A 19628-nucleotide genomic window follows, 5' to 3' on the forward strand; every position below is an offset into this window, starting at 1 on the left:
CTACAACTCGCATGTTGCATGCAACTCTAAAATAATTCTCTTCATATGTAAAGAGGCGGTGCCGGCAGAAGTGCGCGCGGGCATGCCGCGCCCCAACCTGGCCTGGCTAATACGGTCAGCTGGAGAATTTGGTCAGATGCTCAAGCTTCGCCAGGTATTCCTTGGCGGATAGTCCCGGTGTCTGGGCGCAAACCCCGGTAATAAGCAACTGGGCCGTCCGGGTCACGTGGTCCCGGACTGCATCAGCCGCGGCGCGGGGGTCCCGGCGCTCCAGCGCGCCGAGGATCTCCTTGCGGTCGTTGGCCAGGTCCTGGCTGCTCCGGGCGGCCGGGATGGTGACAAGGCCATGCGCGAGCACCAGGTTGCGCAGTTCGCTGTCCAATGCGGTGAGCCGTGGGTTGCCGGCCAGTCCCATCAAGAAGAGATGGAAGTCCTTGTCCGCTTGGAGGGTGCCGGGGCCGTCGTCGCTGGCTGCTGCGTCCAGGATTCTGCCGTGTAGCAATCGGAAATGTGCAAGGTCCTCGTCTGTGGCGGCTTCAGCGGCCCGCGCTGCTGCCGGGGGCTCGAGGATGATTCGGATCTGGAAGATCTGCACGATTTCTTCCAGCGACATCTGCAGCACCCGGACGCCGCGGTTCTTCTCGATCCGGACGATGCCCTCTTTCTCAAGAAGTTGCAGGGCTTCGCGGACCGGCGTCCGGGACACGCCGAGCTTTTCAGCAAGCCCGATAGCCGAAAAGTGCTGATCGGGGCTCATCTCACCCGATGTAATGGCAGCCCGCAGCATGTTGGTGACCTGGACCGTCAGCGATACCCCGTGGTCAATCTGTTGCATGCTACTCATGCTGAAATTCTACGGCTCATCGTCACGAGGGTTCGAGCGTGTCCGAGCGGTAGCGTAGGACGATGGACAAAGCTCACGCAACGGGAAGCATCGATTCTGCGAATCACGGCGCACGCGAGGCAGGTTTTCGCTCTGCTGTTGCGGCAACGGCCGTGCGGCTATTTGCACAGCAAGGCTTTGAAGCCACCAGCGTCGAAGACGTTGCGCGAGCGGCCGGTATCTCCCGAAGTACCTTTTTTCGGCAGTTCCGCTCGAAGGAGGATGTGGTCTTTGCTGACCACGATGAGCTGATAGAACAAGCTGGGAAATTCCTGTCCGAGGCGAACGATGATCCTTGGCTCGCAGTCTGCGAGGCCGCTGCCGCGGTGTTCCGGCATTACGCTCGCCAAAGCGCGATGGCAACGCAAAGATACCGTGTGGTCAATGCCGTTCCGGCGCTGCGGGACAAGGAGTTGGTTTCAGTCTTCCGCTACGAGCAGCTCTTCAATCAACACTTGCGCCGGACATTGCCGGGTATGGCGCCCTTGGACGGCATACAGTTCAGTTCCGCCGTCGTCAGCACCAACAACTACTTCCTCCGTACCCTTATGCGCGACGACAATCCGCCCACGGAGGAGGACTTGCGGAACGCCCTCGATGACGTGCGCCGCTTGCATGGGGTGCTTAATGACGGGCGGACGGCGGACGATGAGGTAGTGGTTGCCATCTTTCCCCGCTCCATGTCGGCTGCAGCCATGGCTCAGAAATTCAGCGCAGCCTTGACCGGCTCCACACGGACTGCCAGCCTCACGCAACAGGGTCACGAAACGTAGTCGCACTTGACGTGACACTGAGTCTCACGTGAAACTTGCGTATCCGCTATTCACGCAAGGGAGCGCCGTGTCCGAGAAGCCCGCAACCCTGGAGACTGTCCGGGACAGCAGAACCACGTCCGCGGAGTCCATCACCGAGGTCAATACCGAGTACTTCGCCCATGGCGGTTACCGCTTCGCGATCCTGACCTTGAGGAACGCCGACCGCCGCCCCGTGACGTTGGGTCCGGCGTCCTTGAACAATTTCGAGGCCGCCGTGCGCGCGCTGGACATGTCCGGGGTGAATGCGGTCGCAGTGACCGGAACCGGCCCGGTCTTCTGCGCCGGGGCAGACCTGAAGAAAATGACGGAGGCGGTCACTCCCGAACAGGCCGCGGACGTGTCACGCCGGGGCATTGAGGCCTTCGCCCTGCTGGAGGCGCTTCCGGTGCCGACGTTCGCTTTCATCAACGGGATCGCGCTGGGTGGAGGCCTGGAATTGGCGCTCCACGCGCGTTACCGGACCGTCTCGGAATCCGCTCGGGCGCTGGGCTTTCCCGAAGTCCGCCTCGGCCTGATCCCGGGCTGGGGCGGCATTCCCCGGGCGGCAGCGTTGCTGGGCCCCGCGGTGACTGCACGGTTGGTGGTCTCCGATTCCCTCGGGGGTAAGAACCTGAGCGGCCGGGCCGCCGCGGGACTTGGCCTGGTCGATGCCGTGGTCCCGGAGGACGGCTTCCTGGCCGCCTCGCTGGATTTCGCCTCGGGCGTCCTGTCCGGCACGCCCGCGGCTGCTGCGGCTGCGCCCGCGACTGCGGCTGCGGCGCGTGACGGCGGCGCCGGGCCGGAGCCGGCCCCCGCCGTCGGGCCCGTTGCGTTGGAGGATATCCGGGAGCAGCTCGATACGCGCCTGCACGGTGCCGCGCCCGCACCCTATCGGGCGCTGGACCTCATCGCCGCGGCGGCGGCCCCCACCGGCGCGCCCGCACAGGAGACGGAAATCCGGGCCTTCGGCGAACTGCTGCTCTCTGACGAGGCCCGCGCGAGCATCTATGCCTTCGGCCTCACGCAATCCCTGGCCAGGAACCCGGCGGGACGTCCCGCCGTCGGGCCCCTGCCGGTGCGGTCCGTCGGCGTCGTCGGTGCGGGGTTGATGGCCAGCCAGCTCGCCCTTGTCTTCGCGCGTGAATTGCGCGTACCGGTGCGGATGACGGATCTGTCCCAGGACCGCATCCACGCCGCACTCGAGTGGATCGCCAAGCAGTTGGACAAGCTCGCTGTTCGGGGACAGTTGGACCCCGCCGAGGCTGAGGCCATCGGGGCCCTCGTGACGGGCGGCATCGACAAGAAAGCGTTCGCGGACTGCGACGTGGTCATCGAAGCGGTCTTCGAGGAGCTGGAGGTCAAGCGGGCTGTCCTCGCCGAGCTGGAGCCGCTGCTTCGGCCCGAGGCGCTGCTGCTCACCAACACGTCCTCGCTCTCCATCGAGGAAATGGGCGCAGGCCTGGCAAATCCCGGACGGCTGATCGGCTTCCACTTCTTCAACCCGGTGGCGGTTTTGCCGCTCGTGGAAATCATTACCACCCCTTGCACGGACGAGACCACGCTCGCGACGGCGTTCGAGCTGGCCAAACGGTTGCGCAAGACGGCCGTGCTCGTCACGGACACGGCAGGCTTCGTGGTCAACCGGGTGCTGACCCGGCTCTTCAGCGAGGTTCTTTCCCTGCTTGACGACGGCGCCGATCCGGCCACCGTTGACCACGCGCTGGACCCGCTGGGCTTGCCCATGACACCGCTGCAGCTCCTGCAGTTCATCGGGCCTGCGGTTCAGCTGCACATCTGCGAGAAGATGCACCAGAGCTATCCGGAACGGTTCGGCGTCAGTGCCAGCCTCGCGAAGCTGGTCGCCGCCGGGCTTCCCGGCTACCTGGACGACGACGGCGGCCTCTCACCGGAGGCGGCTTCCCTCCTCCCCGCGCCCATGGCAGCAGACGCGGGTGCCGTCCGTTACCGGATCCTGGCCGCGCTGGCCGAAGAAGTGACCGCGATGCTGGAAGAGGGTGTGGTGGCCGGCCCGGAGCAGATCGATTTGTGCATGATCCTCGGCGCCAACTACCCCTTCCACACCGGCGGGCTGACCCCGTTGTTGGACCGGGATGCGGGGACTGGGTTCCATCCGGAACTGCGTGTATCCGGTCTTCCATCCCCTCGCGAGCTCGCTCGCCACCTCGCTCGCCACCTCCAAGGAGAGAAATGATTTCCAGTGCAGATGTTGTCATCGTCGGTGCCGCCCGGACCCCGCAGGGCAAACTGATGGGCCAGCTGGCCCCCTTGTCCGCCGTCGAGCTCGGCGGAGCGGCGATCGCGGGAGCGCTGGACAGGGCCGGGATTCAGGCTGACGCCGTCGAGGCGGTCATCATGGGACATGTGCTCCAGACGGGGGCCGGGCAGAATCCGGCCCGGCAGGCCGCCGTCGCCGGAGGCGTACCACTGAGCGCGCACGCCGTCACCGTCAACAAGGTCTGTCTCTCCGGACTGAGCGCCATTATCGAGGCGAGCCGGCTCCTGCGGCTGGGTGAAGCTGCGGTGGTGGTGGCCGGCGGGCAGGAATCCATGAGCAACGCCCCGCACCTGCTGGCCGGTTCCCGTGCAGGTCACCTCTACGGGGACGCTGCGCTGATCGACTCCGCCGCCCACGACGGGCTGACGGACGCCTTCGAGCAGGTATCCATGGGCCTGGCCACCGACCGGGCCAATGATGCCCTGGGCATTCCCCGCACCGAGCAGGACAAAGCCGCCGCCGACTCCCACCGGCGTGCCGCCGCTGCCCAGGCCGCCGGTCTCTTCGACGCCGAGATCGTCCCGGTCAAGGTTCCCCGGCGCCGCGGCGAGACCGAACTTGTGGGTACCGATGAGGGCGTGCGCCCGGACAGCACTGCGGAATCACTCGGCAAGCTCAGGCCGGCCTTCTCAGCGGGCGGCACGGTGACTGCGGGCAACGCGTCCCCGCTCAACGATGGCGCTGCCGCAGTCGTCCTGACCACCCGCGGCTACGCCCAGGCACACGGCCTTAAAGTGCTGGCGGTGCTCGGCGCTGCGGGACAGACCGCGGGCCCGGACACCTCCCTGCCGGACAAACCGGCCCATGCCATCAGCAAAGCGCTCAAGACACAGGGCTGGACCACCGTTGATCTGGACTTTGTGGAGATCAACGAGGCGTTCGCCTCCGTGGCCCTGCACTCAGCCGAACAGCTCGGTCTCGGCATGGAGAAGGTCAACGTCAACGGGGGAGCGATCGCCCTCGGCCACCCCATCGGCGCCTCCGGCGCACGGGTCGTCGTCTCGGCCGTCCACGAGCTCATGCGCCGCGGCACCGGCAAAGCCGCAGTCGCCTTGTGCGGCGGCGGCGGCCAAGGCGAGGCACTGCTCCTGTCACGCTGAAATACTCGCTCTTTCCTGACGGCCGTTTGCGTTGCGACGGCGTTGATCGCCGAGCGCCACAATAAGCGTGATCACGACGACCATGCCGATCGACGCGAGTGCGACACTCATCGCTGTGTCCCACGTGCTCAGGCGCAGGGTGCTGAAGAAGACCGCCGTGATCATGGCTATGCCTACTGCCGTGCCGATCCGCTGGAACGCCTGGGTCAACCCACCTGCGGTACCGGATTGTTCAACCGGAACTTCCAGCATGGTCAGCGTTTGATTCGGCGAAATGATGGCTCCCTGAGCTATGCCCATGAAGGAAAGCGTGACGAGGAGCCACCACAAGCTAACGTTTCCAATCGCATGTAGTTCGATGACGCCGATACTCAACCCCAGGCCGAGCAGCGCGCTGAAAATTCCCCAAATCACAATCTTGCGTCCGTAGTCCGTCACCCGTCGGCCCGCCCAATGCGAGCTCGCAGCGGCAAAGAGAGCGGAAGGAAGGCCCAGCAGCCCGGCTTGCAGTGCGCTGAATCCTTGTCCCTGCTGGGTGTAGATCGCCACCAAGACCCACACGCTCGTGATGCCCAGATAGTAAAGGCCTCCGATGATGTTTCCAAGGCTGAAGGATCCAATGCCGAACAACGTCAGGTCAACCATGGGGAACCTGCCTCGCGAGGCGTAGGAGCGTTCCCAGGCTATCCACAGCCCGAGAAGCACCAGGCTCGTGGGAAGCAGCCACCACACCCAGGCTGTTTCGCGCCCCTGGACGAAAGGCAGCAGGAAGGTCAGCACAGCGAGCCCGAGAAGCACGCAGCCCACGGGGTCCAGATCACGGGAGTCACGGCGGGTCTGCTGCATCCCTTGTGCATTCCTTTGTGCATTCCCTCGCGCATCGAGCCGCTCGCGTTCGGTTCGGGAGAACAGCGGACGCGGAAACCAACGGCACGCCAGGATGATGGTCGTCAAAGCGATCGGGACGTTCACCAGAAAAGTCCATCTCCACCCCGCGCCGGCGCCGAGCAAGGCTATGAGGACACCGCCGAGGAGCGGACCGACGGCAACCGAGATTCCAGCCACGGTTCCAAAGAATCCATATGCTTTTCCGAGTTCGCGGCCCCGAAAGTTCTGCTGCATCATTCCCATCACTTGGGGATTGATCAGCCCCGATCCGGCTCCTTGGACAAATCGCGCAATATTCAGGCTCAACGGATCCGTGGCCAGCCCTGCGACAACAGAGGCCAGCGTAAAGATGGCGACGCCAATGATGAAGAAGGCGCCTCGGCCAAGCACATCCCCGGCTCGGCCTGCCGCAATGAGCACCACGCCGAAAGCCAGGGAATACCCTGACAAGACCCACTGCAGGTCAGCCTGCGAGGCGCCCACCCCTTGCTGGATGGAGGGCAGCACCACATTGACGATGCTGATGCCGACGAGGGACATGAACTGCGCAGTCAAGAGCACGGCCAGGATGTGCCACCGTGCCGGATCTGGCGTCGGATGGATGGCTTGTTGCCGGTCGATCAGCACAATATTCCTTCTCTCACGTTCGAGCTGGCCTGACGAATGCCGACAAGCTGCGTGAAGTGGGTTCGAGAAAGTCAGGTTACACGACTAAAAGGTGCATATTATAAGACCAATTTTGATAGGAATATTTACCTATTTGGTATATATGCGATTTGATATTGAGGGTTATGGGTAAATGTTGAATACTTCAATCAGCGTCATGCGCCTTGAATGCGCCTTCCGCAACGCCCTGAAACCACAGAAAGCCCCAAACATGACTTCCCATAAAGTTGTTGCCAGCAAAGCCGGCGGTCCCGAAGTTCTCGAACTCGTTCCCATGAGCATCCCTGCGCCCGGCCCGGGCCAGCTTTTGGTCAAGGTTGCCGCTACGGGCATCAACTTCATTGAGACCTACCGGCGGGCCGGCGTTTACGCTGTGGATTACCCCTTCGTTCCGGGAAGTGAATGTGCGGGCACGGTCGAAGCGCTGGGCGAAGGTGTCACCGGATTCGACATCGGGGACCGCGTGGCCACCATGTGGGGCAAGCAGACGTACGCTACCCATACGTTGATCGAATCTTCGAAGGCCGTCCCGGTTCCGGCCGGTGTTCCTTTGGAGACTGCCGGTGCCATGATGTCCCAAGGAATCACGGCCCACTACCTGGTGAACTCCTGCTACGAGGTCAAGGCCGGCGATACCGTCCTCATCCACGCCGGTGCCGGGGGAGTTGGCCGTTTGTTGATTCAAATGTCCAAGCTGCGGGGAGCCACTGTCTTCGCGACCACTTCCACCCCGGCCAAGGCCGGGATTGCCCGGGCAGCCGGAGCCGACTACGTCTTGAATTATGAGGACGTGCCGACGTCCGTTCGCGAACTCACCGACGGTCGCGGCGTCGACGTCGTATTCGACGGCGTGGGGAAAGATACGTTCGACGGCTCGCTGGCTTCCCTTAAGGTCCGTGGCACTATGGTTCTCTTCGGCGGTTCTTCCGGGCCGGTGCCGCCTGTGCAGCTGCAACGGCTCAACACCCACGGTTCCCTCTACGTGACCCGGCCCAAAACGGGTGATTACCTGCGTACCGATGAAGAGCGGCTGTGGCGGACCACCGAAGTCTTCGATCTGGTCGCAGCCGGCAAGCTCGACATCCACATCGGCTCCCGTTTCCCGCTGGCCCAAGCCGCTGCGGCCCACGCTGCCCTGGAGGCGCGCGCAACGACTGGAAAGACCATTCTGGTTCCCTGAATCGTCACATCAACTGCTCGGGCCCCTAGAACAGTCCCTTGGTGATGTTCAAGACTTTGTTCAGGACCGGGCTCCTGTCCACCCTGCGCCAAATCATGCGAACCGGCACGGGGTCGTTGCCAGGATTCAATGGCTTGAACACGACACCCCGGGTCGGAAGGTTGTCCCGAATGCTCGACAGTGACAGCGAGATCCCGATACCGGCGGCTACCAACAAGAGCACGGTGGACGAGTCCGGGGCCACTTGGACAATTCGAGGGACGAACCCGCCTGCCTGGGCCAAGCGGTTTATCCGGTTGGGCAGCTGCGAGTTTCCGCCCTGAAGAACCACCCATGGCTCAGCGGCGAGTTCGGCAGGAGCTATGCTTTCGCGGGTCGCCAGGGGGTGGTTGTCAGGCAGGGTGATCAGCTCGTCGTCGTATCCGATCACAAATGAATCGACCTCTGCCGGCAGCAGGTCCCAGCGGCCAATCAACAGATCCAGTCGACCATCGATCAGCTTTTCGATACCCGTGTGCCAGAACTGGGAGTTGACCAGGTCCAAGGTAATGCCGGGGTGGTTTTGCCTGACCCTGCGGGCGAGTTCGCCGACGATTTGATTGGCTGCCGCCTCACCGAACCCCAAACTGATCCTGCCGGTCTCGCCCAATTCGGATTGTTTGGCAATCTCCCGCATTCGCTGGGAGAGCATGATCAACTCGCGGGCCGGCTCCAGGAGGGCCTCGCCATGCGTGGTGAGTTCAACCTTGCGGGTATTGCGCTCAAACAGCGGCGCACCCAGATCGGCTTCGAGTTGCCGAATCAAGCGACTGAGGGGCGGCTGCGCTATGTGGAGCCGCTGGGCTGCCCTGCCGAAGTGAAGCTCCTCCGCCACGGCCACGAAGGCTTGCGCATTTCTGACATCCATATCAAAAGAGTATAGGTAGCCAGTCAAAGATACTCAAGTGATCTCATTGCGGATACGGAACCCCAGAATTTGAACCTATTCCTATATTTTGGGACATATGCCCTTGAAAATAGGACATAGAACTCCTAGTCTGAATGCAACAGTCGAGAGAGGACATGGAGATGAGCGAACGCAACGTGGCGCGCTCCACGGACGCAGTAGTTGTGGGTGCGGGGCCGGTCGGAATGACCTCAGCCGCCCTGCTGGCTGCACGTGGAATCAACGTGATTGTCTTGGAAATGCGCTCCGGAACCAGTGAGGAACCGAAGGCGATCAGCATCGATGACGAGGCGCTGCGCACCTACCAGCAGGCCGGTATCGACCATGACATTTCCAGCATCATCGTGCCGGGCACGGGAACCCGCTACTACGACGCCGGCAATCGCCCGGTTTTCCAGGCGCGCGGGGCAATCCCATTCCGTTTGGGCCACCCCTTCAAGAATCCTTTCGCGCAGCCTGATCTGGAAAAGGTCTTGGCCCAGGGCCTGATCAACCACGAACGGGTCACTTTGGAGTACGACACCAAAGTCACGAATGTTGAGCAGGATGACGATTTCGCTTACGTCACCACGGAGGGTCCGAAAGGCACCGAAGTTCTCGCCGCGCGATACGTCCTCGGCGCCGATGGTGGCCGTTCCGTCGTTCGGGAACTCGTCATGGACAACGCAATGTCCGGTCGCAGCTACTCGGATGTCTGGCTCGTGGCCGATACCCTTGAGGACCCCCACACCGAGCGTTACGGAATGCATCACGGAGACCCGAAACGTCCCCACGTCATTGTTCCGGGCCTGGACGGGCGTTGCCGCTACGAATTCCGCCTCTTCGCAGGCGAAGGAGAGCCGAGCCAGGCTCCGGACTTCGAGCTGATCAAGCGGCTCGTGGCCCCGTACCGCGACATCGAGCCGCACCAGGTTGAGCGTGCCATCAACTACCGCTTCAACGCAGTCAACGCAGACCGTTACCGCGAAGGCAGGTTCTTCCTGCTCGGGGATGCTGCCCACATGATGCCTCCGTTCGCCGGCCAGGGCCTGAACTCCGGTATTCGTGACGCCGCAAACCTGACATGGAAGGTTGCGGAAGCCATCAAAGGCAAGGCGCCGGACAGCATCTTGGACAGCTACGAACCTGAACGCAAGCCTCATGCGGGTGCGATTATTGCTCAGTCGGTCCGTCTGGGCAGGGTCGTGATGACCACCTCGGAGCGAGTGGCCCGCAATCGCGATGAAGTCATTCGCCAAAAGCTGGGCACCGCTGATGGGCGGGCCTTCTTTGAAGAGATGCGCTACCGCCCCATCGCCCAATTCGTCTCGGACTTGTCCGTCACCGATAATGCCGGCCGCGCCATCGGGCAACCGTTGGTCTTTGACACCACTTCACGCACCACCGCCCGCATGGATCATGTGGTCGGCAACGACTGGGTGCTGTTGGGTGTTGACGTGGCGCCCGAAGCCTGGGCCGAAGCCAAGCAAGTGGCCGAGCGCTTCGATGCCTCCCGTTGGTACATCCCTTTCGATGACGTTCAGCCACGTACTGCCGAGGTGGACGGTTTGCTGATCGATCTGGATGGCTCGCTGTACCGGGAGTTCGAAGAGTATCGCGGGAAGTTTGTGCTCGTACGCCCTGACCACTTCACCTCAGCGGTGTTCGCACCTGACGAACTCGCAGTCATCTTGGAAAAGACCGCTTCGCTGCGGCAGAACAAAGCGTCGCTAGCCGTCGCTTCCGTCTAGAGCACACTGAACAAAGGAGTCATCATGGAACGTCCAGAGCGAGTTATCCTCGAGGAAAAGGGTGCCGCGGGCTCACTGCGCCACACTGCCGTATCGCACATCGGTTTCAGCGTCCCGGATGTGGGTGCAGCCGAGAAGTTCTACACCCGTGTCCTCGGCCTGGTCCGCCACGCCGAAATCGACAACGGAGTTCGCCTCGGTTGGGGTACCGGCCACCACGTAGTGGACCTCATCCAAGGCGAGAAGAAGCTTGCCTACTATGGCTTTGAGGTCCGCGACGAAAACGGCATCGCCGGGATTCGAGAGCGTCTGCTCGCTGCCGGCCACAAAGTCATGGACCTGGATGCCTCGTTCATCACCTCGCCCGTGGGCGGCGTCGAGGGCGTTTCCGTCATCGACCCCGACGGCACCGAAATTCACTTCCATTCGCAGGTCCTGCGCCAGGGCGAAAACGCTGCCGACACCGGCCGCCGACCCATCAAGTTCCAGCACACCACGTTGGGCAGCGGCGATGTGGCACGCATGGTCAATTTCTACACCGAAGTCATCGGCTTCCGTATCTCGGATCAACTGCACGACGGAAACTTCTGCTGGCTGCGTTCGGACAAGGACCATCACACCCTTGCCGTGGTGTTCGTCGGCAAGGGCGGCGACATTGACCACTACTCGTATGACCTGGCCGAGTGGGAAGACTTCAAAGCCTGGTGTGACCGTCTTACGGAACTGGACGTCCCTGTGGCCTGGGGCCCGGGCCGCCACGGCCCGGGCAACAACCTCTTCGTGTTCTTCGACGATCCGGCCGGAAACCACATCGAGTTGTCTGCCGAAATGGAGAAGTTCTACGACGATCGCGTGACGTACGTGCCGCGTCGTTGGGAACCGACCCCGGTCAGCGTCAACCTCTGGGGCGGCCAGCTTCCGTCCTGGCGCAAGGTTTCCGGCTAAGCGCATCCCAACCACCCCACATCTCAGGAGAAGAATCCTTATGGCATATGCAAATTACACCTACCAGGGACGGAACTTCCTCGGCGAAGTCGACGGCGACAAGGTTGTCCCGCTGAAGGGGCTGAGCTCGATCAACGCGGACACTACCCCAGAGGTCCTCGAGGCCGCTGAGCGTCTCATTGACCAGGCCGTTGCTGTGACCGACGTGACCTTGCGCGCGGCATCGCCAGAGGCTGGAAAGATCGTCTGCGTTGGACTGAACTACAAGTCCCACATCGAAGAGACCAACCGGGAGTTGCCCACCTACCCGGTCATGTTCCCGAAGTATGCTTCCAACTTGATCGGCCCTAAGGATGACATCCAGCTGCCGCCAGAGGCTAGCCAGGTGGACTACGAAGCCGAATTGGCAGTCATCGTGGGCCGCGGCGGACGTCGAATCAGCGAGGTCGATGCCCTGGACCATGTGCTCGGCTACGCCACATCGAACGACGTGACCATGCGCGATTACCAATACAAAACCCACCAGTGGATGCAGGGCAAAGCCTGGGACAACAGCACTCCGATCGGCCCATATGTCATTACCCCGGGCGAAGTGGACCTGTCCACGGCTGCCATCCAGACAGTGCTGAACGGTGAGGTTGTGCAGTCCTCGGATCTGTCCTTCCTGATATTCAGCGTTGCCAAGCTGATCGCCACGGTTTCGGAATTCACCGAACTGGCTCCGGGCGACGTCATCCTCACCGGGACTCCCGCCGGCGTCGGGTACCGCCGCGATCCTCAGCTCTTTCTTAAGGACGGGGACACCGTCTCAGTGAGCATCGAAGGCGTAGGGACCGTCAGCAACAAGGTTGTCGCCGAGGTCCTCTAGGCTCGACCGAGGCCCCATCTCACTTCGGAGATCTCTATAAGCTAAGGCACATGGATTCACAGACCTCCACCAGCGGATACCGGGACCGCAACAGTACCGCAGATCGAGCATTGACCATCCTGGAGATGTTCGGCGAAGCAAAGTTCTCGGTTTCCGCTGTGGAGGTGGCTGCAGCTTTGTCGGTGGCCCGTTCCACTGCATACAGATACCTTGAGTCCTTGGTTTCCCGCGGCTTCCTCGAGGAGTCGCCCGCTGGAGGCTTCCGCCTGGGCCTCCGGATTCTCGAGTTGGCACGCGTGGCTCGCCAGGGATATGGCTTATCCGAGGTGGCCCTGCCGCGGATGCGTTCCCTTTGCGAGCGATTCAGGCAAACAGTTTTGCTCACGCGGCGGGCCGGGACTTCGGTGGTGTGTTTGGAACGAGAAGCGCCCTCTGGCCAGTTGCTTCGTATCTCGTATGAACGTGGAAGCCAGCTGCCTTTGACAGCAGGTGCTTCAGCGTTGGTGCTCCTGGCGTGGCTCGAGGACGCCCAGGCCTTGGCACTTTTCGAAGCCATCGAGCGGCCCCGGTTCACGGAGCGCACGCTGTCGACTCCCGAGGATCTCCTGGCTCGGCTCCACGAGATCCGCGCCGACGGGTTCGCAATGACCCATGCCGAAGTCGATCCCGACGCACTGGGTATCGCAGCCCCGATCTTTGCTCCTGATGGAGAGGTCGCGGCCGGTTTGAGCGTGGTGGCACTAGGCAGTCGTGTGAACACTGAAGAACGACAGGAAATAATCGCCGCAGTCCGGGAAGCAGCTGAACACATCAGCCATACGCTCCGGATCGCCGCAGGCTGATCGGACGGCACCACCAATAACCGCGCTCCACGACATGGAGGGCGGTTATTGGCATGTCCGGCAACAACTCTTCTACGCCAATCACCTCGTTTTAGTTTTACCTCTTAGGTATTACTGACTACCAAATTTAGTACTTCAGTATCTTTATGTTCGGGGTCACAGTAGTTATGAGTCAGAAACACCGAAAGGACCCCCCGTGAAGACAGATTTCGACGCAATCGTCGTAGGCGCCGGCTTCTCCGGCCTATACATGCTGCACAGGCTGCGTGAGCAGGGCCTGAACGTCCGAGTGTTCGAGCGCGGAACCGCCGTCGGCGGCACGTGGTACTGGAACCGCTACCCGGGCTTGCAATGCGACACGGAGACCATCTCCTACAGCTTCACCTTCGACGCGGACCTCTACCGTGACTGGACCTGGTCCCGCCGATTTGCACCTCGCGAAGAAATCCAGCGCTACGCAGAGTACGTCACCGACCGATTGGACCTGCGCCGCGATATCCAGTTCCAAACGTCCGTTACCTTCGCCCACTTCCAGGAAGACACCAACACCTGGAAGGTCGGACTTGATGACGGTACCGAGCTGACCACCCGATTCTTCGTTACTGCCTCGGGTCCGCTGTCCACCGCGAATGTCCCGCAACTACCTGGCATGGAAAACTTCGAGGGGGAGATTTACCACACCGCCACGTGGCCGCGCGAGGACGTGCAATTCGCCGGTAAGCGCATCGCCGTGATTGGTACCGGATCCTCCGGCGCCCAGGTGATCTGCAATGGCGGTATCGCCGAACAGGTCGGCCGCATGGTTGTCTTCCAGCGCACCCCGCAGTACATCACCCCGGCCAAACAGATGCTTCTGGACGAAGAAACCGTGCGCGAGCGCAAGGACAACCTGGAAGCGCTGGTGGAGGAGATGAAGAACTCCTCCTTCGGTGCCCCTGGAACCAGCACTGACCGTTCCGCCTTCGAACACACCCCGGAGCAGCGGGACGAAGTCTTTCAGGCTGCCTGGGAGTACGGCGCACAGGCGTTCGCCTTGGCGACATACAACGATCTGACCTCCAATGAGGAGGCCAACGGCTTCGCAGCTGATTTCGTGCGTCGCAAGATTGCCGAAATCGTTAGTGACCCGGAAACGGCTCGTAAACTGATGCCGAACTACCTCTTCGGTACCAAGCGCCCCATCAAGGCAGACAATTACTACGAGACCTTCAACCGCGACAACGTCGATCTGGTCGCCCTCAAGGAAGAGCCCATCCAGGAAGTCACCGCCAACGGTATCCGCACCTCGGACGGCTTCTACGAGCTGGACATGATCATTTTCGCGACCGGGTTCGATGCGGTCACCGGCACCCTGTTCAACATGGACATCCGCGGTGTGGGCGGACAGACGCTTCAGGAGAAGTGGCTCGATGGCGCCGAGGTCATGGCCCATTTGGGCATCGCAACCCACGGCTTCCCGAACATGTTCATGTGCCAAGGGCCGCAGAGCCCGTCGGTCATGGCCAACTTCCTGTTCGGCATCGAGCTGAACGTCGGATGGACGGCCAAGCTGATCGGCTATCTGGTGGCCCATGGCATCGAGCGCGCCGAGGCGAATGCCGACGCTGAGTTCGAGTGGGCCGACATGGTGCAGAAGCAGGCCGAGGCCACCCTGCTGCTGAAGACCGAGTCCTGGTGGTCGGGCGCGAACATCGCCGAGAAGCCGCGTCCGAAGTTCTTCCTCACCTACCTCGGTGGGGTGAAGAAGTACCGGGAGGAACTCGACGCCAACGAGGCAAACGGATTCGAGGGCTTCACCCTGAGCTCCGCACTCGAGCCCGCTGCTGCGCAAGCATAACTTTTCACCCTACTCACCACCCCGAAACACCATCTTTCAACCTACAGAGGAGAAACTCCCATGGCTTATCTGAATGTTCGTCGCGTCGTCACTGGTCACGATGAAGAGGGCAACGCAATCTTCCAGTCGGACGAGGTCCTGGACACCAAGGTGCTCGGCGCCGAAGCCGAAGTTGTGGTTCCCTGGACCACCGCGGTGTTCCCCTCGGACAACAACGACGACTTCGATGGCGCTCTGCGCGAAGTTCGCCGCGTTTCCCCAGGTGGCAGCGTCCTGCAATTCGTCAGCATGTACCCCCACACCGAGTCCAAGCACCATCGCACCCTGTCGCTCGACTACGGCATCGTGCTCGAGGGCGAGCTGGAACTCGAGTTGGATAACGGCGAAAAGACCGTGGTGAAGGCCGGCGACGTCGTGGTGCAGCGCGGAACGATCCACACCTGGCGCAATGCAAGCGATGAGATGAGCAAGGTTGCGTTCATCTTGCTTGACGCCAACCCGGTCAAGATCGGCGAGAAGGAACTGGACCCGGCCAACTAGCCCCACCACCACACTCATCCACCACGATTTTGACGGCGTCGTCAGCGACGCCACCTTAGTTTAGAAAGGACTGTTTCGATGAGCGGACAGAACCTCATTGAACTTTCAGCGGAAGCGCGCGGTACGGCCCCCGGACGCGGACGTCTCAAGGGCTTGCGCATCCTGGTCATCGGCGGTGGCCAGGCAGACTACGGAGCCGAAGAGGATTTGCACGGCAACGGCCGGGCGATGTCCATTCTCTTTGGCCGCGAAGGCGCAACCGTCACGGTTGCAGATCTCAACCAGGATAGTGCCGAAGATACGGCCAAGTACGTGCGCAAGGAAGGTGCCGAGGCGTTCACCGTCTCCGGCGACGCAACTAACGAAGCCGATGTGCAGCGGATGGTCGAGCAGGCCAAGGAGGTGATGGGCGGGATTGATGGATTGGTGCTCAATGTAGGGATCGACGGCGGCCACAAGCTTGCCGGCACCAGCGCCGAAACCTGGGACAGGGTGTTCGCCGTCAACGCGCGTTCGCATTTCCTGGCCTGTAAGGCCGCACTTCCCCTGATGACCCCCGGTGGATCGCTTGTGCTAATCAGCTCGACGTCGGCATACACTTCCTCGGGTGGCGTGCCTGCCATGAGTGCCTCCAAGATTGCCCTCGAAGGCATTCGCAACCACGCAGCCAGCGAATATGTCGATCAGGGCATCCGCTGCAATATCTTGGCTCCGGGGCTCATCGACACCCCGCTCGGCCGCAAGGGTGGCCGGCAACGTCCGGAGCGCAACCAGATCAAGATCCCGATTGGCCGCTATGGCACGTCGTGGGACACCGCATATGCGGCTGTGTTCCTGCTCTCCGGTGAGTCCACGTACATCACCGGACAGACCATAGTCATGGATGGCGGACGCATGCTGCGCTAGCCGCGGCCCGATCACAAGCAAAGCCTGCCAGCAAAGAGGAGTACAAGCCATGGAAACCAATTACCAGCCCAAGACCTACGGCGAAAAGAATTTCGGGGGCAAGAATCCCTGGGATTATGTCCAGGATTGGGACGAAGAGTTGCTCGGTCCAGATGTCCGTGATCCGCAGCAGCGTCGAATGTGGGAATTGGCTATTCGACTCGCTGGCGGCTTGCCCTATATCTGGCAGGAACTGGCCCGCCCCATCACGGAAATTGCCTACGGCCTGCTGGAGGTCCGTAGTGGAGACAAAGTGCTGCTGATCGGTGAGGGCGTTGGGCCGGCAGGCTGGGATCGCGAGCTGCGTGAAATTGTCGGCCCGGACGGGCAAATTGACGTTGTGGAGATTATCCGCGACGGTCGCAAGGCCGTGCACAGCAAGACGCCGGGACGCAACGGCATGACCGGTTGTTGGCGCTGGGATTACGCGGATGGCCTGGAAGCAGAGTCCTACGACTGCGTGGCCGTACTGCAATCCACACAACACTCCGACGACTGGGAAGAGACGGCCGGAGATCTGTTGCGCGTGCTCAAGCCGGGACGTCGGATTGTCCTTGCCGAAGCCGTGCTCAATGGGCCGAATTTTCACAACCGGGTCAACAGCGACGTGCATTTCCGCCAGTGGTTCGACAAGCTCTACGAGCAGATCCGCCCAACAGACATCCCCTACTATTCAGGTGAAGAGCTCCGTGAAGCCTTTGGTGACCGAGTCGAAAGCCCGCAGATCCTTGAGTGGAAGGGCATCGAAATGTTTTGGGGTCGTAAGCCGGCAAAGGACTAGTACCCCTAACCTCACCGAAAAAAATTCAAGGAGTGCCCATGACGAGCATCAGCACCACTGCCGCAAGCGACGCCAACGTACGGGAATGCGTCGCCCAAGCCCTGGAAGGGCTGATAGGAAGCCTTGACGCGCAGTGGCAGGCTGCCGTCGACATCGACCACGATTTTGTGCGGGCCTATATCGCCCTTGCTCAGGTTCCGGAGCGGAAATCACGGTTGGATCCCGTGTCCCGGGCCCTGATTTCGCTGGCAGTGAGCGCGTCGGTGACCACACTGGATCCTGCCGGGATCCGGACCGCCGCAGTGCAGGCACAACGTGCAGGGGCAAGCCGCGCGCAGGCACTGGAAGCGATTCATCTCGTTTCCGTGCTTGGCGTGCATTCGCTGGTGACAGGTTTCCCGGAAGTCGCGGCCGTCTTGAAGGGCCACGGAGAACAACTGGTCAGCGAACAGCCGTTGTCAGCGGCGCAGCTGGAGATCAAGGATCATTTCGAGGCGAGGCGCGGCTATTGGAGCAGTATGAACGAGATGTTGTTGCGCGTGGACCAGGACATGTTCGCCGCGTACACGGAGTACTCCTCGCACCCATGGGTACACGGGGAACTGAGCCCCAAACTTCGTGAGCTCATCTACATTGCCATTGATCTATCTCCTACCCACCTTTTCACCGCAGGGGTAGGGCCACACATTGAAAATGCCATCCGCTACGGCGCTACCACGGAGGAAATCGTGGAAACGCTTGAAGTAACCGCGCTGGTGGGCATTTCAAGCCTGCGAACCTCGGCACCCATCATCCAGGAAGTCTTCGGATAGGGGTAACCAAGACTATTACCTTGCAGGTATCACTGGCCTGCAATTTTGGTACTTCTGTTTCACTATGGAGTGGGTCACAGTTGTCTCAGAGCCCATCTTTTCCAACCGGCGACGGCGATATCAAGGTACGCCGAATCTCCACGACGTAGATCGTCGACCTTCAAGGAAGAAGGATCCAATGAAAAATCTCAACTTGACCCAACGTGTGCAAGAGGCACGATTCAACCGCTTCCATCTGATGATCGCAGCGGTGGGATTCCTCCTCATCATGTGTGATGGCTACGACGTAGCTGTCTTCGGCACCATCACTCCGCCCCTGATGGCCGCTTGGAAACTGACTCCGGTCGCAGCAGGAGCTATTGGAAGCTCCGGCCTCGTGGGGATGCTGTTCGGAGCGATCGGTTTCGGTGCTTTGGCCGATCGCCTGGGCAGGAAGCGCGTGGTCCTGGTGACAGTATTGCTCTACAGCGTGTTCACGGCGCTGTGCGGCTTCGCCCAGGAGCCCACCTTCTTCACCGTTTGCCGCGTCATCGCCGGGCTGGGCCTCGGCGGAATCATGCCCAACGTCATCGCCTTGCTGGCGGACTTCTCGCCCAAACGGTTGACTGCAACGATCACGACGATCGTGCTGTGTGGTTTCGCCGTCGGAGGCCTTCTTGCCCCGCTGCTGGGAATCCTGGTCATTCCCACCACCGGCTGGCAGGTGAGCCTTTGGGTCGCTGCCATTCCCTTGCTCTTCCTCCCATGGATGTACAAGGCTTTGCCGGAATCCATCTCGGTCCTGATGAAGCAGGGCAATCGCGAGGAAATCGTCAAGCTTTTGGAACGGATTGACCCCAGCCAAACGATTGACCGGAACATTGAGTTCACTACGGAATCGCCGTCGAAAGCGAAATTGCCGCTGACGGACCTGTTCAACAACAACAGGGCCATGAGCACGCTGATGTTCTGGCTGGCGTTCTTCGCCCATCTGCTGATGGCATACGGAATTTTGAACTGGTTGCCCAAGCTAATGATCGAAAGCGGCTTCAACCTGGCCTCAAGTCTGGGGTTCCTTGTGATTTGGCAGCTCGGAGGCATTATCGGGACGATCGTGGCCGGACGCATGGCGGACAGGCTTGGCGCCAAGAAGATTGTGATCGCCCTGTACATTACGGGAACTATTGTCATTGCCGGCGTCGGTGTCAGTACCAACGCCCTGCTCAGTTATGTACTTGTAGGGATCGCCGGCGCGACCATCACCGGCGTGCAGAACCTGGTGCAGGTCTACATTGCCGAGTACTACCCGGCCTTCGTCCGGTCGACAGCCCTTGGATCAGCATCCGGCATGGGCCGAATCGGCGCAATACTGGGGCCAATCCTGGGTGGACTCCTCTTGTCCTTTTCGCTCAGCAGCCAAGGGATCTTCTTCGTCTTCGCCATTCCCGGCCTCGTCGCGGCGTTTGCCATCGCGATGGTCAGCGACAAAAAGTCCCACCAGCGGCAGCTGGAAAACGCGGCAATCCAAACTCCGTTGCAGTCAAGTGACGGCAAGCAGCTGAATTCCCTCTAGCCCCAGGACTAAGCGACACCACG

Annotated in this window: 17 protein-coding genes; 14 read left to right on the forward strand and 3 right to left on the reverse strand. The window is 61.4% G+C overall.

Translation table 11 applies throughout. From position 1 onward, the window contains the following. Positions 1-115: 115 nt before the first annotated feature. Complete coding sequence (locus tag A3M3_RS24425) at positions 116-844, reverse strand: GntR family transcriptional regulator (RefSeq protein ID WP_081736751.1); 729 nt, start codon at positions 842-844, stop codon at positions 116-118. Positions 845-906: 62 nt separating this feature from the next. Here A3M3_RS24425 and A3M3_RS24430 point away from each other — a divergent pair, with 62 nt between their 5' ends. The 3 genes from A3M3_RS24430 to A3M3_RS0109040 all read left to right on the forward strand — a co-directional run bounded on the left by A3M3_RS24430 (position 907) and on the right by A3M3_RS0109040 (position 5073). Then, positions 907-1656, forward strand: a complete 750-nt coding sequence (locus A3M3_RS24430; protein WP_081736752.1) for a TetR/AcrR family transcriptional regulator — start codon at positions 907-909, stop codon at positions 1654-1656. Between the two features lie 67 nt (positions 1657-1723). Then, positions 1724-3889 carry a 3-hydroxyacyl-CoA dehydrogenase NAD-binding domain-containing protein gene (locus A3M3_RS24435; protein WP_155854348.1) on the forward strand — a complete coding sequence of 722 codons (2166 nt, stop codon included), beginning with the start codon at positions 1724-1726 and terminating at the stop codon, positions 3887-3889. Next, positions 3886-5073 carry an acetyl-CoA C-acetyltransferase gene (locus A3M3_RS0109040; RefSeq protein ID WP_028266050.1) on the forward strand — a complete coding sequence of 396 codons (1188 nt, stop codon included), beginning with the start codon at positions 3886-3888 and terminating at the stop codon, positions 5071-5073. Before A3M3_RS24435 ends, A3M3_RS0109040 begins: the two co-directional genes overlap by 4 nt. Here A3M3_RS0109040 and A3M3_RS24440 read toward each other — a convergent pair. After that, positions 5065-6588 carry an MFS transporter gene (locus A3M3_RS24440; protein WP_231497214.1) on the reverse strand — a complete coding sequence of 508 codons (1524 nt, stop codon included), beginning with the start codon at positions 6586-6588 and terminating at the stop codon, positions 5065-5067. The genes A3M3_RS0109040 and A3M3_RS24440 overlap by 9 nt on opposite strands. Positions 6589-6838: 250 nt before the next feature. On the opposite strand from A3M3_RS24440, the gene A3M3_RS0109050 reads away from it, so the two are divergent. After that, complete coding sequence (locus tag A3M3_RS0109050; RefSeq protein ID WP_028266051.1) at positions 6839-7807, forward strand: quinone oxidoreductase family protein; 969 nt, start codon at positions 6839-6841, stop codon at positions 7805-7807. Between the two features lie 25 nt (positions 7808-7832). Here the strand turns inward: A3M3_RS0109050 and A3M3_RS0109055 are convergent, their stop codons facing one another. Next, positions 7833-8714 (reverse strand): LysR family transcriptional regulator, encoded by an 882-nt coding sequence (locus tag A3M3_RS0109055; protein WP_028266052.1) that lies wholly within the window; start codon positions 8712-8714, stop codon positions 7833-7835. A 161-nt stretch (positions 8715-8875) separates the two neighbouring features. Here A3M3_RS0109055 and A3M3_RS24445 point away from each other — a divergent pair, with 161 nt between their 5' ends. From A3M3_RS24445 to A3M3_RS0109105, 10 genes are all read left to right on the forward strand, one after another. Beyond that, positions 8876-10483 carry an FAD-dependent monooxygenase gene (locus A3M3_RS24445; protein WP_051423311.1) on the forward strand — a complete coding sequence of 536 codons (1608 nt, stop codon included), beginning with the start codon at positions 8876-8878 and terminating at the stop codon, positions 10481-10483. Between the two features lie 24 nt (positions 10484-10507). Beyond that, a complete protein-coding gene (locus A3M3_RS0109065; protein WP_028266053.1) occupies positions 10508-11428 on the forward strand; it encodes a VOC family protein in 921 nt (306 codons plus the stop codon). Between the two features lie 40 nt (positions 11429-11468). After that, positions 11469-12296 (forward strand): fumarylacetoacetate hydrolase family protein, encoded by an 828-nt coding sequence (locus tag A3M3_RS0109070; RefSeq protein WP_028266054.1) that lies wholly within the window; start codon positions 11469-11471, stop codon positions 12294-12296. A gap of 50 nt (positions 12297-12346) precedes the next feature. Then, positions 12347-13138 carry an IclR family transcriptional regulator gene (locus A3M3_RS0109075; RefSeq protein ID WP_028266055.1) on the forward strand — a complete coding sequence of 264 codons (792 nt, stop codon included), beginning with the start codon at positions 12347-12349 and terminating at the stop codon, positions 13136-13138. Between the two features lie 196 nt (positions 13139-13334). After that, positions 13335-14975, forward strand: coding sequence for a flavin-containing monooxygenase (locus A3M3_RS24450; protein ID WP_035741543.1), 1641 nt, complete (start codon positions 13335-13337; stop codon positions 14973-14975). A 60-nt stretch (positions 14976-15035) separates the two neighbouring features. Then, entirely contained in the window at positions 15036-15515 is a 480-nt protein-coding gene (locus A3M3_RS0109085) for a cupin domain-containing protein (RefSeq protein WP_028266056.1), read from the forward strand. A 78-nt stretch (positions 15516-15593) separates the two neighbouring features. Further along, positions 15594-16421 carry an SDR family NAD(P)-dependent oxidoreductase gene (locus A3M3_RS0109090; protein ID WP_028266057.1) on the forward strand — a complete coding sequence of 276 codons (828 nt, stop codon included), beginning with the start codon at positions 15594-15596 and terminating at the stop codon, positions 16419-16421. A gap of 49 nt (positions 16422-16470) precedes the next feature. Further along, positions 16471-17241 (forward strand): methyltransferase domain-containing protein, encoded by a 771-nt coding sequence (locus A3M3_RS24455; RefSeq protein ID WP_051423068.1) that lies wholly within the window; start codon positions 16471-16473, stop codon positions 17239-17241. 38 nt (positions 17242-17279) lie between these two features. Continuing rightward, complete coding sequence (locus tag A3M3_RS0109100; RefSeq protein ID WP_028266058.1) at positions 17280-18053, forward strand: carboxymuconolactone decarboxylase family protein; 774 nt, start codon at positions 17280-17282, stop codon at positions 18051-18053. A gap of 178 nt (positions 18054-18231) precedes the next feature. Beyond that, a complete protein-coding gene (locus tag A3M3_RS0109105; protein WP_028266059.1) occupies positions 18232-19605 on the forward strand; it encodes an MFS transporter in 1374 nt (457 codons plus the stop codon). Positions 19606-19628 lie beyond the last annotated feature (23 nt).

Origin of the sequence: Arthrobacter sp. MA-N2 (assembly GCF_000517125.1) — a bacterium.
Taxonomy (GTDB): Bacteria; Actinomycetota; Actinomycetes; order Actinomycetales; family Micrococcaceae; genus Arthrobacter; species Arthrobacter methylotrophus.